Genomic DNA, 15,787 nt, shown 5'->3' with positions numbered 1-15,787 from the left:
GCCGGCCTCCATCGCCGACCCGTCTGGAGATTCCCGTTATGAGCGAGAGTGTGTTTGCCGATCGCATCGTGCAGAACCTGCTCGACACCGACTTCTACAAGCTGACCATGATGCAGGCGGTGCTGCACAACTACCCGAACGTGGAAGTTGAATGGGAGTTTCGTTGCCGTAACAGTGAAGACCTACGCCCTTACCTGGCGGAGATTCGTTACCAGATCGAGCGCCTCGCCGAGCTGAGCCTGAGCCCCGATCAACTGGGGTTCCTGGAACGCATCAGCTTTATGAAGCCGGATTTTCTGCGCTTCCTCGGGCTGTTTCGCTTCAACCTGCGGTATGTGCAAACCGGCATCGAGAACGGCGAGTTGTTTATCCGCCTGCGCGGACCGTGGCTGCATGTGATCCTGTTTGAAGTGCCAATGCTGGCCATCGTCAGCGAGGTGCGTAACCGCTACCGCTACCAGACCGTGATCCTTGAACAGGCCCGCGAGCAGCTGTATCGCAAGTTCGACTGGTTGACCGCCAACGCCAGCAGCGATGAGCTGTCGGAGCTGCAAGTGGCGGACTTCGGCACGCGCCGGCGTTTTTCCTACCGGGTGCAGGAGGAAGTGGTCAGCGTGCTCAAGCACGATTTCCCTGGGCGCTTTGTCGGCACCAGCAACGTGCACCTGGCGCGCGAATTCGATATGAAGCCGCTGGGCACCATGGCCCATGAGTGGATCATGGCCCACCAGCAACTCGGCCCGCGCCTGATCGACAGCCAGATCGCCGCCCTTGATTGCTGGGTACGCGAGTACCGTGGCCTGCTGGGTATCGCCCTCACCGATTGCATCACTACCGACGCCTTCCTCGGCGACTTCGACTTGTACTTCGCCAAGCTGTTCGACGGCCTGCGCCATGACTCCGGTGATCCGATCCAGTGGGCAGAAAAAGCCATCGCTCACTACCACAAGCTGGGCATCGAACCGATGAGCAAGACCCTGGTGTTCTCCGACAGTCTGACATTGCCCAAAGCCTTGGAAATATTCCGGGCGTTGCGCGGTCGCATTAATGTGAGCTTTGGCATCGGCACCAACCTGACCTGTGATATTCCAGGGGTGGAACCGATGAGCATCGTGCTTAAAATGACCGCCTGCAATGGCCAGCCCGTCGCGAAGATCTCCGATGAAGCGGGCAAGACCCATTGCACCGACCCGAATTTTGTCGCCTATTTGCGTCACGTTTTCAAAGTACCTGCCCTATCCAGCAAGGAGTGAATCATGCAAGCCGTACAGCGTGAGATTGCACAACAGCTCAAGGTGCAAGCCCCGTTCAAGGACCAGGCCGCACTCGAAGCCGAGGTTGCCCGGCGCGTGGCCTTTATCCAGGACTGCCTGCGCAATTCCGGGCTCAAGACCCTGGTGCTCGGCATCAGTGGTGGTGTCGACTCCCTGACCGCAGGCCTCTTGGCCCAACGTGCGGTGCAGGAACTGCGCGCCAGCACCGGCGATGAGGCGTACCGCTTTATCGCCGTGCGCCTGCCCTACGAAACCCAGTTCGACGAGCACGACGCCCAGGCCTCGGTGGACTTTATCGAGCCGGATGAACGTCACACCGTGAACATCGGCCCAGCGGTTAAAGCCCTGGCCAATGAAGTGGCCGCCTTTGAAGGCAAGGCCGCGGCGTCCCGTGACTTCGTGCTGGGCAACACCAAGGCGCGCATGCGTATGGTGGCGCAGTACACCATCGCTGGCGCGGCCGGTGGGCTGGTGATCGGCACCGACCATGCGGCGGAGGCGGTGATGGGCTTCTACACCAAGTTCGGTGATGGCGCGTGCGATCTGGCACCGTTGAGCGGGCTGGTGAAACATCAGGTGCGGGCCATTGCCCGCCACTTTGGTGCGCCGGAATCGCTGGTGGAGAAGGTGCCGACCGCCGACCTCGAAGACCTGTCGCCGGGCAAGCCGGACGAGGCGTCACATGGCGTGACCTATGCCGAGATCGATGCGTTCCTGCAGGGGGAGCCGGTGCGTGAGGAGGCGTTCAGGATTATCTGCGAGACCTATCGCAAGACTGAGCACAAGCGGGTGATGCCGTTTGCGCCTTGAGGTGAACCCGATGGTTTTGCATTGATTGTCAGATCGCCATCGCAGGCAAGCCAGCTCCCACACTTGACCGGATTCCAACATGGGAATGCGGTCGAATGTGGGAGCTGGCTTGTCTGCGATGAACGATAACGCGGTCTTACTTCAGGACCACAGCACCTTTCATCATCGAGATGTGGCCTGGGAACGAGCAGAAGAAGCTGTATTTCTCATCGGCCTTCAGCTTGGAGACGTCGAAGGTCACCGAGTCTTTCTCGCCAGCACCGATGATTTTGGTGTGGGCGATGATGCGCTCATCACCGGCTTTCAGGTAATCCTTGTCGATCCCCGCAGCCATGCCGTCGGTTGCCACCGGTTGCATATTGGCTTCGGTAGTCAGCACCCAGTTATGGCCCATCACGTTCTTGGGCAGGTTACCCGAGTGAGTCAGCTCAACGGTGAACTGCTTGCAGCTCTTGTCGATGGTGATTTCTTTAGTGTTGAACGACATTTGGTCGGTGGAGTCGACAGTGACCTTGCACTCTGCAGCAAGCAACTGGCCGCTCGCCAGAGTCAGCAGGGAAACAGCAACGAGTTTGGCAAACATGTGAATCTCCAAGGCAGGGTTTTAAAAACGCGGATTGCGGTAAGGGTGCCTCAATCAGGCTTGAGTTCTTATGATCTGAATCAACAGATTGTATACAACTTTAGGCTATCAGCTTCATCAACACAATCAACCAGCCAAACTGCCGCACCCTGATTATGATCGGCCCATCACTCACGGGAGTTCATGCCATGCACCTCAATCACCTGTTCAACGGCCTCCTGGCTGCCTACGCCTGCGGTAAGTGAAAGCAAACGCCCCCCCGAAGCTGCTACCATGACGACCCGAGGCAGCTGCGCGCCGCCCACCCTCACCTTCGACCCTAGAGGATCGCCCATGGCCAAACCTAATTACTCCTTCGCCAAACGTCAGAGAGACTTGGCCAAGGAACAGAAGAAAGAGGAAAAGCTGCAACGCAAGAAAGCCGCTGCTGAGGAAGAAGCCGGCGCGCTGAACCCGGATGCCGAAGGTGAAGCGGCACCTGACGAGACCGAAACCCCGAAAGCCCCAACTGAATGATCGTTCCCACGCTCCGCGTGGGAATGCAGCCCAGGACGCTCCGCGTCCCGCACCAGGCTTGAAGCCAGCGCAAGGGTGACGCAGAGCGTCACAGCAGGCATTCCCACGCAGAGCGTGGGAATGATCGTTTTTCATTCCAGCGGCATCACCGTCACCCGCACCTCCGGGTCGTGGCTGCCTCCCCCCAGAATCACCCCACGCAACGGCGACACATCGGAGAAATCCCGGCCCCAGGCCAGAGTGATGTGCTCCAGCGCCGGCTGCACATTGTTGGTCGGGTCAAAATCCACCCAGCCTGATACCGGGCAAAACACCGAGACCCACGCATGGGAAGCATCCGCGCCAATCAGCCGTGGCTGGCCGGGCGGTGGCTGGGTCAGCAGGTAGCCGCTGATATAGCGCGCCGCCAGGCCACGGGAACGCAGGCAGGCAAGCATCAGGTGAGCGAAGTCCTGGCACACGCCACGACGGCGCTCCAGCACTTCCACCAGCGGCGTGGCGACCTGGGTGGCTTCGGCATCGAAGGTAAACTCGCTGAAGATCTTCTTCATCAATGCCTGCGTGCCCAGCAGTAAAGGCTCGCCGGGCGGGAAGCAGCTTTCGGAGAACTCGACGAAGGTTTTCTTCAGATGGACATAGGGCGACTCGAAGCGATAACGACAGGCTTCGATCAGTTCGGCGCTCAATGCCTGGCTGCTGTAAGTCAGGCTGTCGCGGGTGTGGTCCCAGGGCGGCGACCGCTGGAAGTCCAGAGCGGGTCGCGCCAGCACTTCCACGGTGAGCCCGGCGTTCACCAGCAATTCATCATGGGGCCGTTCGAACGCCAGGCGAGTGATCGGGTTGCCGAATACGTCCAGTTCGTCGCGGCGCGAGGTGGGTTCCGGGCTGATATCCAACTGCTGCCAGGTGCACTTCTGCCAGGCGCACGGCCTTGGCCACAGGTGCGCCAGTTGCTGGGCCAGGGACACCGGGCTGTCATAGTGGTAATGGGTATCGTGGAAAATCTGGTAGCGCGCGCTCATTACACCGACACCGTTTGCTGGCTGACATCATCCACGTGGGCAAAATGGCGCAGCGCCAGGCGATCCGACACTTGCCCGCTTTCATCGGCCACCGCTTGCAACAGGTCGGCCAGGCCGTCCAGCGCGGCACGCACGCTGGTTTCGCCAAACAGGCCGTTCTCCAGGCAGCCCAGGTCAAAACGCGCCAGGCACTCGACCAAAGGCACCAGCCCGGTTTCACGGGGCACGCCAAAATCATCATTGAGACGGCGCAGGGTGCGGCTCACCAACTTGAGCTGGAACAGCACCGCATGGGGGTTCTGCTCGTCGAGCAGCAGCAGGTCGAGCACCGGGATCAACTGCGGCACCGCCAGGTAGCGCGAGCGGTAGGTGATACTGCTGTTGCCCAGCTCCAGCAACCATTCCAGCCCGGCCTGATCGAACACCGCCACGCCACGCAGGAATGCCGCAAGGCTGCTGCTCAGAAATTGCAGACGCTCGATGCGCCGGCCCATCATCAAGAAGCGCCAGCCTTCATCGCGGGTCATGTCGTCGAGGGCAAAACCGGACAGTGCCGCCAGGGACATCACCAGGCGATTGAGAAAGTCGAGCAGCTCGCCAAAGTCTGCAGTGTCGCTTTCCAGTTCCATGGCTTCGCGTTGCAGCTCCACCAGGGCCTGCCAGTTTTCCCTGGACAACTTGCCGCGCACCTGGGACGCCGCCCACTGCAGACGCTGCAGGTTGGCGCGCAGACTTGAAGGCCAGTCATCACCCAGCAAGGCGGCGAGCAGGCGCTCAGGCAGCTCGCCCTCCTCCGGCAACAGGCGCAGGCTTTCGCCGAGTTCGACGGCGGCCTGCAACGCCAGCGGATCGTCGCCATCGACATACCGCGCCAGCACAATGCGCAGCCAGCGCGCACTGTCGTCGCATCGCTCGCAGTAACGACCAAACCAGAACAGGTTTTCCACCACGCGCGAGGGCAGATAGGGATCGCGGCGCACTAGGTCATAGGCGCCAATGGTGCGTTGGGCGCGCCACTGCTCGCCACCCGGCACACGTTCGCCGAGTACCCAGGTGTCCTTGCTCGCCCCGCCGCGCTGCATCGACACCACCTCGGCATCGGCGTCGGCCGCCACGCGAGTCAGGCCGCCGGGCAGTACCCGATAACCGTCTTCACTGGCCACGGCGTAGACACGCATACCAATGGCACGGTGTTGCAGGTGGTCATCCACGGTGTGCCATACCGGCGCCTGAGACAGTTGCGCCAGCTCTTGGGCGACATAGGCATAGGGCCGCGCACGCATGCGTTCAGCCAGGGCCTGGCGCTGTTCGTCGTCAAGGTCGCGACCAAACACCGGGGCGAAACTTTGTGAGGGAAATGCCGGCTTGATCAGCAGCTCCGGGAGTTTTTCCAGGGCTTCGGCAAGCACCGGCGCTTCGCCGCACCACCAGGTGGCAATCGACGGCAGGATCAAGGCTTCACCGAACAAAAACTCGTTGATCTTGGGCAAAAAGCCCAGCAACCCCGGGGACTCCAGCACGCCGCTGCCCAAGGCATTGGCCACCAGCACATTGCCTTGGCGTACGGCGTCGAGCAGGCCCGGCACGCCGAGCGCGGAGTCGGTGCGCAGCTCCAGCGGGTCGCAGAAATCATCATCAAGGCGACGCATGATCGCGTGCACCCGGCGCAGGCCGCTAAGGGTTTTCAGGAACACGGTGCTGTCGCGCACGGTGAGGTCGCCGCCCTCTACCAAGGGGTACCCGAGCTGGCGCGCCAGGTACAGGTGTTCGAAATAGCTTTCGTTGAAACGCCCCGGCGTGAGCAGCACGATCAGCGGCGGCTGATCATCGCCAGGGGCCTGGCGCGCCAGGGTTTCCTGCAGCGTGCGAAAGAAACCGGTGAGGTGCTGCACCTGCATATCCCGGTACAGGTCCGGGAAGGCGCGGGACACGATGGTGCGGTTTTCCAGGGCGTAGCCGGCGCCCGATGGGGCTTGGGTACGGTCGGCGGTGACCCACCAGCGGCCGTCCGGCGTGCGCGCCAGGTCGACCGCGTACAGATGCAGGAACGCACCGTCGGGCGGCTGGATGCCCTGGCACGGCCACAGAAAATTGTTATGCCCGAACACCAGTTCGGCCGGCAGCAAGCCTTCCTTGATCAGGCGCTGCGGGCCATACAGGTCGGCCAGCACCGCATTGAGCAGGCGCGCACGCTGGGCGATGCCGGCCGACAGTTGCTGCCACTCCTCGGCCGCCAGCACATGAGGCAGCAGGTCCAGTTCCCAGGGGCGGTCGGCGCCCTTGGGGTCGGCGTAGACGTTATAGGTGACGCCGTTTTCCTGGATCTGACGCGTCAACAACGCCTGGCGCTGGGCCAGTTGTGCGGGCGTGCTGCGTTGCAGGTGATCGAACAAGCGTCGCCAATGGGCACGCACCGCGCCGCTGGCGTCCAGCAGTTCGTGATAGGTGCCCGCGGTGAGCGGGTAACGGTCGAGCAAGTCGGACATGGAACGCTCGGCAGAGGCAAGGGAAGTCAGGTTAACTCAAATTCACTACGATCCAATGTGGGAGCTGGCTTGTTGTGGCGAGGGAGCTTGCTCCCGTTCGACTGCGCAGCAGTCGCCTGCAATTGGGGGCGCTTCGCACCCCAGCGGGAGCAAGCTCCCTCGCCACAAAAGCCCTCCCACACTAGGATCATGTTCATTCCTTATTTTTTGTGAAGCGCCGCAAATCCAGGGTCATTGGCAACTCATCGTTTACCGTTACAGTCGGCACTGGCAGCTTGCCCGGGCTATGCCCCAAGCGGAAAAACCGCGCCATGCGCCGGCTCTCCGCCTCATTGGCATTCACCGGCAGGCTGTCGTAATTGCGCCCGCCCGGGTGCGCCACATGATATTGGCAGCCACCCAACGAACGCTGCATCCAGGTGTCGAGCAGGTCAAATACCAGCGGCGCATGCACGGGGATGGTCGGTTGCAGGCAGTTGGCCGGTTGCCAGGCGCGGTAACGCACGCCCGCCACGAACTCGCCGACGCGGCCGGTTGGTTGCAGCGGCACCGGCACGCCATTGCAGGTCAGCAGGTAGCGTTGCGGTGGCAACCCGCTCAACTTCACTTGCAGGCGCTCCAGGGACGAATCCACATACCGCACCGTGCCACCCACTGCGCCCTCCTCGCCCAGCACGTGCCAGAGTTCCAAGGCCTGGCGCAGTTCCAGTTCGATACCGCTGACGGCGTAGTCGCCCACCTTGGGGAAACGAAACTCCAGATGCGCCGCGAACCATTCGGCACGCAGCGGGTAGCCGGCCGCGTTCAGCTCGACGATCACGTCGGCAAAGTCCTGCTCGATAAAGTGCGGCAACAGGAAACGGTCATGCAGTTCAGTGCCCCAGCGCGCCAGCTTCGGCGGCGCATAGGGCTCGCGCCAGAACCGCGCGACCAGCGCCCGCAGCAACAACTGCTGGGTCAGGCTCATGCGCGCATGGGGGGGCATTTCAAAGGCGCGCAGTTCCAGCAGCCCCAGGCGGCCAGTGGCGCCGTCGGGTGAGTAAAGTTTGTCGATACAGAATTCGGCGCGATGGGTATTACCCGTCACGTCGATCAGCAGGTTGCGCAACAGGCGATCCACCAACCATGGCGGGCAGTCCTCGCCCTGTGCCGGCATCTGCGCGAAGGCGATTTCCAGTTCATACAGCGCATCGTTGCGCGCCTCATCCACCCGGGGTGCCTGGGAGGTGGGGCCGATAAACAGGCCGGAGAACAAATAGGACAACGACGGGTGGTTATGCCAGTAGCTGATCAGGCTGCGCAGCAGGTCCGGTCGGCGCAGGAAGGGCGAATCCTTGGGCGTCGCACCGCCCAGTACGAAGTGGTTACCGCCACCGGTGCCGGTATGGCGCCCATCGATCATGAACTTCTCGGTGGTCAGGCGGGTTTGCCGGGCCTCTTCGTAGAGGAATTCGGTGCGTTCTACCAACTCGTCCCAGGTGGCGGACGGCTGTACGTTGACCTCGATGACACCGGGATCTGGCGTGACCCGGAAATTGCTCAGGCGCGTATCCGCTGGCGGCTCGTAGCCCTCCAGCAGTACCGGGCAATGCAGCTCTTCGGCGGTGGCCTCAATGGCAGTCACCAGCTCCAGGTAATCCTCGATGCGCTCCAGCGGCGGCATAAACAGGTACAGGCGGCCTTCCCGTGCTTCGGCGCACAGCGCGGTACGGGTCAGCCAGTCGGCGGACTCGTCGACCTTGGGCACACGCTCGTCGTCCGGGGCCGGCTCGCCATGGCTGCGCAATTGCGCCGCAGTGGGAAGCTCGGGCTGGTCCTGGTTCGGGTCGGTGGGGTGTATGAACGGATACTCAGCCGCCGTCACCCAGGGCTGGGAAGCCAAGGGCAGCCGGTAACCCAGCGGCGAATCACCCGGCACCAACCGGCAATGGTTGTCGCGCAGGTACCAACGCCCACTCTGCCAGCGGTCATTGGCCGCAGTACGTGCCAGCGGCAGCACCTGGCCGATGACTTTATCCAGGCCCTGGCTGAACACTTTGCGCAGGCGCTCACGCTCCAGGTCGTCGCTCAGGCGCGGGTCCTGGGCGGTGACGTTCTGGGGCAGCGCCCCTTCGCGCCACAGGTAGTAGAAATTGTCCTCGAACGCCGGGAACACAAAGCGCGCCGGCAGTTTCAGGCGCTCGGCGACGCTGGCCAGGAAACGCCCGGCCATCACCCCATCGGCGCCGTAGTCTTCTTGCTCATCGGCGATCAGTGCGCTGTTGTGCCAGATCGGCACGCCGTCGCGGCGCCAGTAGCAATTGAGCGACCAGCGCGGCAGTTGCTCGCCGGGGTACCACTTGCCTTGGCCGAAATGCACCAGGCCCTTGGGCGCATAGTGCTGGCGCAGGCGCTGGAACAGCTCGGCCGACAGGCGACGCTTGTCCGGGCCCAGGGCTGCGGTGTTCCATTCGGCGCCGTCTGGGTCGTCGATAGAGACGAAGGTCGGCTCGCCGCCCATGGTCAGGCGTACGTCGTCCTTGAGCAGGTCGCCGTCGATCTGCCGGCCCAGGGCCTGGATCGCCAACCATTGTTCTTCGGTGTAGGGCTTGGTCACCCGTGGCGCTTCCCAGATCCGTTCCACCGACATCTCATGGGTGAACTCGCATTCGCACGGCTCAACCAACCCACTGATGGGCGCGGCAGACGATGGATCGGGGCTGCAGGCCAAGGGGATATGCCCTTCACCGGCGAACAACCCGGACGTGGCATCCAGGCCAATCCAGCCAGCGCCGGGCAGATACACTTCGCACCAGGCGTGCAGGTCGGTGAAGTCCACCTCGGTACCGGACGGGCCGTCGAGGGCTTTGACGTCAGCGGTGAGCTGTATCAGGTAACCAGAGACAAATCGCGCCGCCAACCCGAGATTGCGCAGCAATTGCACCAACAACCAGGCCGAGTCGCGGCAGGAGCCGGATGCATTTTCCAGGGTAAATTCCGGAGTTTGCACGCCCGGCTCCATGCGAATCAGGTAACCGATATCGGCGGCCAGGCGCTGGTTGAGGCCGACCAGGAAATCCACAGCAGGCAGCGGCGTGCGATCGATACCGGCCAGGTAAGCGGCAAACCTTGGCGTCAGCGGCAGGGTTTCCAAGTACGGCGCCAGCTCGCGCTGCTCATCGGCGGCGTAGCTGAACGGGATTTTTTCGGCGTACGGCTCGAGGAAAAAATCGAACGGATTGAACACCGCCATCTCGGCGACCAGGTCGACCTCAATGCGCAACTCGTCAGTCTTTTCCGGGAACACCAGGCGCGCCAGATAATTGCCCTGGGGGTCTTGCTGCCAGTTGATGAAATGCTGCTCGGGCAACACCTTCAGCGCGTAGGACAGTATTCGCGTACGACTATGGGCTGCCGGGCGTAGCCGAACGATCTGTGGGCCGAGTTCGACAGCACGGTCGTAGCGGTAATGCGTAACGTGGTGCAACGCGACATGAATCGACACGGCGGCCTCCTGCGAGCCAGGGCATAAGCACAACGCGCGCAAGACTTATGCCACAGCAGCAGTCATTGCACTAAAACGTCAGGCCCGGTGCAGTACAGCACCAAAACGGCGCCAACGTTGTGGCTATGGTGCAGGCGCTGCACACATTTGTAGCGCCGGGCTGAGGGCAGGTGGTGAATCTACCCAATCAATGGTGTTTGTGTTGGGCAATCATGGCCTGGCGCAGGCAGCGGACTTCGACCAGTTTCTGGCGCATTTCACGGTGGCGTTTGCTGTTGAACAGCAATAGCCCAATTAATGGAAACACCAGGCTCAAGGCATATACCACCCCGTTCGGTTGATCATTGAGTGTTGGCAATACACCCAGAAAGCATACCCCCAGCAGCAACACTAGCGGCCAAATCCATTGGGGACGCCCGCGTGCGATCATGAAATTGCAGTGCACAATGACTAGCGTGAGTGCGATACCCGCCAGGAAGGAGTATTTGGCATTATCTGCCATGGACAGGCTTGGCATATAGCTATCGAAGAACACCGGAACCGCAAACACGAGGGTGAAAATGCAGACGAATATCGCCCCCATAAAGACGGGGAAATACGTCGACAGAAAACTGCGAATGCTAGGCAGCTCGTTCATTGTTCGGCCTCCTCATACAGACCTATGGCAATTGTGCGTACGTTCCCTGACACCGCACTACCGGTAAAACCGATGGCTGCGCCCAACGCGTCCTTGATCTGCGTGACCGTTGCATGCTTGACCTCGGTGGGCGTGAACCGCTTAGGCAACTCGCCCGACAACTGCTTTAACTTGATCATCTTGGACGTCAAGCGTGGGTCGTTGATGCTCAGCAGCTCTTTGGTCAACTTGGCGCGCTCCTGTCGATTCAGGCCCCTGAGCACCTCTCTCACACTTTTCCCGGTAGAGGCCTTATTCAGCCGCACCAGCTTGACCGTTGCCAATGCCGATGAACCCACCCCAACCAACGACGCCGCATCCAAGGCAATCATGGTGTATTGGTACCACTCCTCACTGTCGAGCTGATCATTGCGCGCGGGGTTGCGGATCTCATTGACGGTGCGATAGCCGCTGGCAAAGCACTGCACAGAACTGGCTGCCGCGGCCGTATAGCCGAGCGCCACGACCACCGAACTGGCCCCCGCCGAAAACGGAACTGCGACGGAACCACTGAGCACCACGATCCAACCGATAACCGCGCCGGCACACGATAGCGTGGTATTGACCGCTTCGCCCACCAAGCGGGACTCACGCGGATTGTCTTGCACCTGCTGAGCGAATTGCGTTGGCGCGATGTACTTCTGCGCCTCACGCAGGATCAAACGCTTGGGTGCGATGCTGCAGATGGGCTGAAATTCGCGCAGGGTGACAACGTTGAAATCGGCATCGATATACACAACACCTGCACCGACAATGGCGGGGTCTGCATCGATGGCGGCGAACAGCCGTGGCAGGTTGATCAGGCTCTCGATACGCTGGCGCGCCATAAATTGAGAGCGGTTGGAATCCATGCCGATGTTGAACAAGGAGCTGCCCATAAGTGTTCTTCCTTGAAATTGAAAGTGCCCAGACCGGCCTCATCGCAGGCAAGCCAGCGCCCACACTTGAAATGCATTCCCCTGTGGGAGCTGGCTTGCCTGCGATAGCAATCTGATGAGCGCCCCCCCTAACAAACAGGCCACCTACCGCCAATAAACCTATCTAATCAACGGGTCTTGCGTTGCGCAATCGCCGCCCGACGCAGGTGACGTATTTCGAGTAATCGCTGACGCATTTCACGATGGCGCTTGCTGTTGAGCAGCAACAAACCCAGCAGCGGAAACAGCACCGCCGAACCGTACACCAGGGTATTGAGGCCGTATTGAATCATCGGCAAAACGAACAGCAGGCAACACACCAAGTAGCTCGCCACCAGCCGGGTCGCCCAGGGGAATCCGCGTGCAATCATCACATTGCCAAACACCAGCACCGCTACCAGCATCAGGATTGCAGCCCCGGAGTAGTTGGCCTTGAGCGCCGGTTCAACCCCGCGCAAATAGGTTACGCCCGCCGTGGACACAGCCACCGAACCAGAGAAAATCGCCATGAAGATGGTGCCCATGAACACCGGAAAATAACGCGCAAGGAAACTGCGCCTATCGGGAAACCCCTTCATTCCGTCAGTTCCTCATACAGGCCAATGGCAAGCGTCGACGCCGAGCCAACGTGACCGGTTCGATAGCTGCCCCAGATACCCAACATGCCGCCCAAGGCGTCCTTGAGCTGGGTGAGCGTGGCATGACGAATTTCCGTGGAGCTGTAGCGCTTGGGCAACGTGCCGGCGCGCTGCTGCAACTTGAGCAACTTGGGGGTCAGGCTTGGGTCTTTGAGACTGAGCAATTCCTGGGTCAACTTCTTGCGCTCCTGGCGATTCAAGCCCTTGAGCAATTCATACCAGCTCTTGCCCAACGCAGCGGCTTTTTTGGCCTTGAGCAGCCTTAATGTGGTGAAAGCTCCCGTTCCGATCCCGACCAACGACGCGGCATCGAGAATCGGTGACACCGCGCCATACCACTGGGCGTCGTCCATGCGGTCGTTGGCATCTGGGTCAAGGATCTCGTTATAGGTCCGGGCCACGCCAAACCCGCACTGAGCGCTGCTGGCCAGCGCAGCCGTGACACCGATACCCACCACAAAAGCACTGGCACCGGCGGTGAACGGTACGGCGACGCTGCCACTGAACACCACGATCCAGCCGATCACCGCCGCCCCACAGGAAAGCCCCATGTCAAAGGCCTCCTTCTGGAGGCGCCCTTCACGGGGGTCGGTCTTCACCTGCTCGACAAACTGCGCCGGCGAGATGTACTTCTGCGCCTCGCGCAAAATGACGCGCTTGGGTTTGATGCTGCAGATGGGCTTGAATTCGCGCAGGGTGATCACGTTGAAGTCGGCGTCGATGTACACCACGCCAGCGCCGACGATGCTGGGGTCGGCGTCAATGACGGCGAACAGCCGCGGCAGGTTGATCTGGCTCTCAATGCGCTGGCGCGCCATGAATTGGGAGCGGTTGGAGTCCATGCCGATGTTGAGCAAGGGGTTGCCCATAAGTGTTCTTCCTTGAAATCGAGAGTGCCCAGACCGGCCTCATCGCAGGCAAGCCAGCTCCCACGCTTGAAATACATTCTCTTGTGGGAGCTGGCTTGCCTGCGATAGCAATCTAATGGGCGCCACCTTACCAAACAGACTCACCACCGACCAGAAAGCAAAACGCTAGCACGAGGCTGGCGTTTTGCATTTCAGACGTCGATCACCGCGGTACAACCGGCTTGCGCGTAGGCTTGCCGCCCTTGCCCTTGGCCGCATCGCTGCGCTCTTTGGCCGCCTGCTTATTGCGCGCCTGGGCCGCAGCCTTGGCTTGCTCGCGCTTGTCCCACGGGTTGCTGCCGTCGCTGCCACGGGGTGGCAGGCCGGTGTGCTGGGTGAGGATCTTGGTGGTGGTTTCCTTGGCGACCTTATGGCTGCCGGCCGGCGTCGAGTTCTTGCGCCGGGCGCTCTGGTAGCTGTCGGTGGACGGCTGGTGCAGCGGGATCAACTGGTCCTTGCCCGACCCGATCAGGTCGGCACGGCCCATGCGGGTCAATGCTTCACGCAGCATCGGCCAGCCCTTCGGGTCGTGGTAACGCAGGAACGCCTTGTGCAGGCGGCGCTGCTCCTCGCTCTTGACGATGGTCACCGCGTCGCTCTTGTAGGTGACCTTGCGCAGCGGGTTTTTGCCCGAGTGGTACATCGCGGTGGCGGTGGCCATCGGCGACGGGTAGAACGCCTGCACCTGGTCGGCACGGAAGCCATTGCCCTTGAGCCACAGGGCCAGGTTCATCATGTCTTCATCGGTGGTGCCCGGGTGGGCGGCGATGAAGTACGGGATCAGGTACTGCTCCTTGCCCGCTTCCTTGGTGTACTTCTCGAACATGCGCTTGAACTTGTCATAGCTGCCAATGCCCGGCTTCATCATCTGGTTGAGCGGACCTTCCTCGGTGTGTTCCGGGGCGATCTTGAGGTAACCACCGACGTGGTGGGTGACCAGCTCTTTGACGTATTCCGGCGACTCGACGGCCAGGTCGTAGCGCAGGCCGGAAGCGATCAGGATCTTCTTCACACCCGGCAACGCACGGGCGCTGCGGTACAGCTGGATCAACGACGAGTGGTCGGTGTTCAGGTTAGGGCAGATGCCAGGGAACACGCACGACGGCTTGCGGCACGCGGATTCGATTTCCGGGCTCTTGCAGGCGATGCGGTACATGTTCGCCGTCGGGCCGCCGAGGTCGGAGATCACGCCGGTGAAGCCCGGCACTTTGTCGCGGATCTCTTCGATCTCGCGAATGATCGACTCTTCGGAACGGTTCTGGATGATGCGGCCTTCGTGCTCGGTGATCGAGCAGAAGGTGCAGCCGCCGAAGCAGCCACGCATGATATTCACCGAGAAACGGATCATGTCGTAGGCCGGGATCTTCTCCTTGCCATACGCCGGGTGCGGTACGCGGGCATAAGGCATGCCGAACACGTAGTCCATTTCTTCGGTAGTCATCGGAATGGGCGGCGGGTTGAACCATACGTCCACTTCACCGTGCTTCTGCACCAGGGCGCGGGCGTTGCCTGGGTTGGTTTCCAGGTGCAACACGCGGTTGGCGTGGGCATAGAGCACCGCGTCGCCGCGGACTTTTTCCACCGATGGCAGGCGGATCACGGTCTTGTCACGGGTCATGCGCGGGCTGGCCAGGATCTGCACAACCTTGGCTTCTTCCGGATCATCCACCGGCCCCTTTTCCTGCTCGATGGCGCAGGCCTGGGTGTCCTGGGTGTTCACGTACGGGTTGATGATCTTGTCGATCTTGCCCGGACGGTCGATGCGCGTGGAATCCACTTCGTACCAACCGGCTGGCGTATCACGGCGGATGAACGCGGTACCGCGCACATCGGTGATGTCTTCGATCTTGTGGCCCCACGACAAACGCTGGGCAACTTCGACGATGGCCCGCTCGGCGTTGCCGTACAGCAGGATATCGGCGGTGGCGTCGATCAGGATCGAGTTGCGCACGCGGTCCTGCCAGTAGTCGTAGTGGGCGATACGACGCAGGGAAGCTTCGATGCCGCCAAGCACGATCGGCACGTTCTTGTAGGCTTCCTTGCAACGCTGGCTGTACACCAGGCTTGCACGGTCGGGACGTTTGCCGGCCATGCCGCCAGGGGTATAGGCGTCGTCGGAGCGGATTTTCTTGTCGGCGGTGTAGCGGTTGATCATCGAGTCCATGTTGCCGGCCGCGACGCCGAAGAACAGGTTCGGCTCGCCGAGCTTCATGAAGTCGTCTTTGGACTGCCAGTTCGGTTGCGCGATGATCCCGACGCGAAAGCCCTGGGACTCCAGCAGCCGGCCGATGATCGCCATGCCGAACGAGGGGTGGTCAACATAGGCATCACCGGTGACGATGATGATGTCGCACGAATCCCAGCCAAGCTGATCCATCTCCTCCCTGCTCATCGGCAGGAATGGCGCAGGACCGAAACATTCGGCCCAGTACTTGGGATAGTCAAATAACGGCTTGGCTGTTTGCATGACGGT

General features: G+C 61.3%; 12 protein-coding genes. 3 read left to right on the top strand and 9 right to left on the bottom strand.

Features of this window, described 5'->3' with window-relative positions:
* The first annotated feature begins 38 nt into the window (after nt 1–38).
* Both pncB and nadE read left to right on the top strand, forming a co-directional pair.
* Nucleotides 39–1,253: a nicotinate phosphoribosyltransferase gene (gene pncB / locus BT204_RS05525; RefSeq protein WP_003188094.1), complete on the top strand. Its 1,215-nt coding sequence runs from the start codon at nt 39–41 to the stop codon at nt 1,251–1,253.
* A 3-nt stretch (nt 1,254–1,256) separates the two neighbouring features.
* Entirely contained in the window at nt 1,257–2,084 is an 828-nt protein-coding gene (gene nadE, locus BT204_RS05520; RefSeq protein ID WP_014716685.1) for an ammonia-dependent NAD(+) synthetase, read from the top strand.
* Between the two features lie 136 nt (nt 2,085–2,220).
* On the opposite strand, the gene azu is transcribed toward nadE, so the two are convergent.
* Entirely contained in the window at nt 2,221–2,667 is a 447-nt protein-coding gene (azu, locus tag BT204_RS05515) for an azurin (RefSeq protein ID WP_003188091.1), read from the bottom strand.
* 333 nt (nt 2,668–3,000) lie between these two features.
* On the opposite strand from azu, the gene BT204_RS05510 reads away from it, so the two are divergent.
* Complete coding sequence (locus BT204_RS05510; RefSeq protein WP_034125662.1) at nt 3,001–3,183, top strand: hypothetical protein; 183 nt, start codon at nt 3,001–3,003, stop codon at nt 3,181–3,183.
* A gap of 131 nt (nt 3,184–3,314) precedes the next feature.
* Here the strand turns inward: BT204_RS05510 and BT204_RS05505 are convergent, their stop codons facing one another.
* The 8 genes from BT204_RS05505 to BT204_RS05470 form a co-directional block, all read right to left on the bottom strand.
* Nucleotides 3,315–4,205 carry a transglutaminase family protein gene (locus BT204_RS05505; RefSeq protein ID WP_072445900.1) on the bottom strand — a complete coding sequence of 297 codons (891 nt, stop codon included), beginning with the start codon at nt 4,203–4,205 and terminating at the stop codon, nt 3,315–3,317.
* Entirely contained in the window at nt 4,205–6,691 is a 2,487-nt protein-coding gene (locus BT204_RS05500) for a circularly permuted type 2 ATP-grasp protein (protein WP_054896365.1), read from the bottom strand. The genes BT204_RS05505 and BT204_RS05500 overlap by 1 nt, the downstream gene beginning before the upstream one ends.
* A 193-nt stretch (nt 6,692–6,884) precedes the next feature.
* On the bottom strand, nt 6,885–10,175 hold the full coding sequence (locus BT204_RS05495) for a transglutaminase family protein (protein ID WP_072445898.1): 3,291 nt from the start codon (nt 10,173–10,175) through the stop codon (nt 6,885–6,887).
* 187 nt (nt 10,176–10,362) lie between these two features.
* Complete coding sequence (locus BT204_RS05490) at nt 10,363–10,812, bottom strand: hypothetical protein (RefSeq protein WP_034125658.1); 450 nt, start codon at nt 10,810–10,812, stop codon at nt 10,363–10,365.
* The gene (locus tag BT204_RS05485; protein WP_034125657.1) at nt 10,809–11,729 is read right to left on the bottom strand and encodes an Ssp4 family T6SS effector; all 921 of its coding nucleotides are present in this window, start codon (nt 11,727–11,729) and stop codon (nt 10,809–10,811) included. Before BT204_RS05485 ends, BT204_RS05490 begins: the two co-directional genes overlap by 4 nt.
* Nucleotides 11,730–11,896: 167 nt before the next feature.
* Nucleotides 11,897–12,346, bottom strand: a complete 450-nt coding sequence (locus BT204_RS05480; RefSeq protein WP_072445896.1) for a hypothetical protein — start codon at nt 12,344–12,346, stop codon at nt 11,897–11,899.
* A complete protein-coding gene (locus tag BT204_RS05475; RefSeq protein WP_014716676.1) occupies nt 12,343–13,275 on the bottom strand; it encodes an Ssp4 family T6SS effector in 933 nt (310 codons plus the stop codon). Before BT204_RS05475 ends, BT204_RS05480 begins: the two co-directional genes overlap by 4 nt.
* A gap of 202 nt (nt 13,276–13,477) precedes the next feature.
* Nucleotides 13,478–15,781, bottom strand: coding sequence for a YgiQ family radical SAM protein (locus BT204_RS05470; RefSeq protein WP_003188080.1), 2,304 nt, complete (start codon nt 15,779–15,781; stop codon nt 13,478–13,480).
* Nucleotides 15,782–15,787: the final 6 nt, after the last annotated feature.

It is taken from the genome of Pseudomonas sp. NFPP02, from assembly GCF_900119355.1.
Lineage (GTDB): Bacteria > Pseudomonadota > Gammaproteobacteria > Pseudomonadales > Pseudomonadaceae > Aquipseudomonas > Aquipseudomonas paracarnis.
The sequence above is the reverse complement of the archived record's forward strand: the minus strand, read 5'-3'. Positions and strand labels throughout refer to the sequence as shown.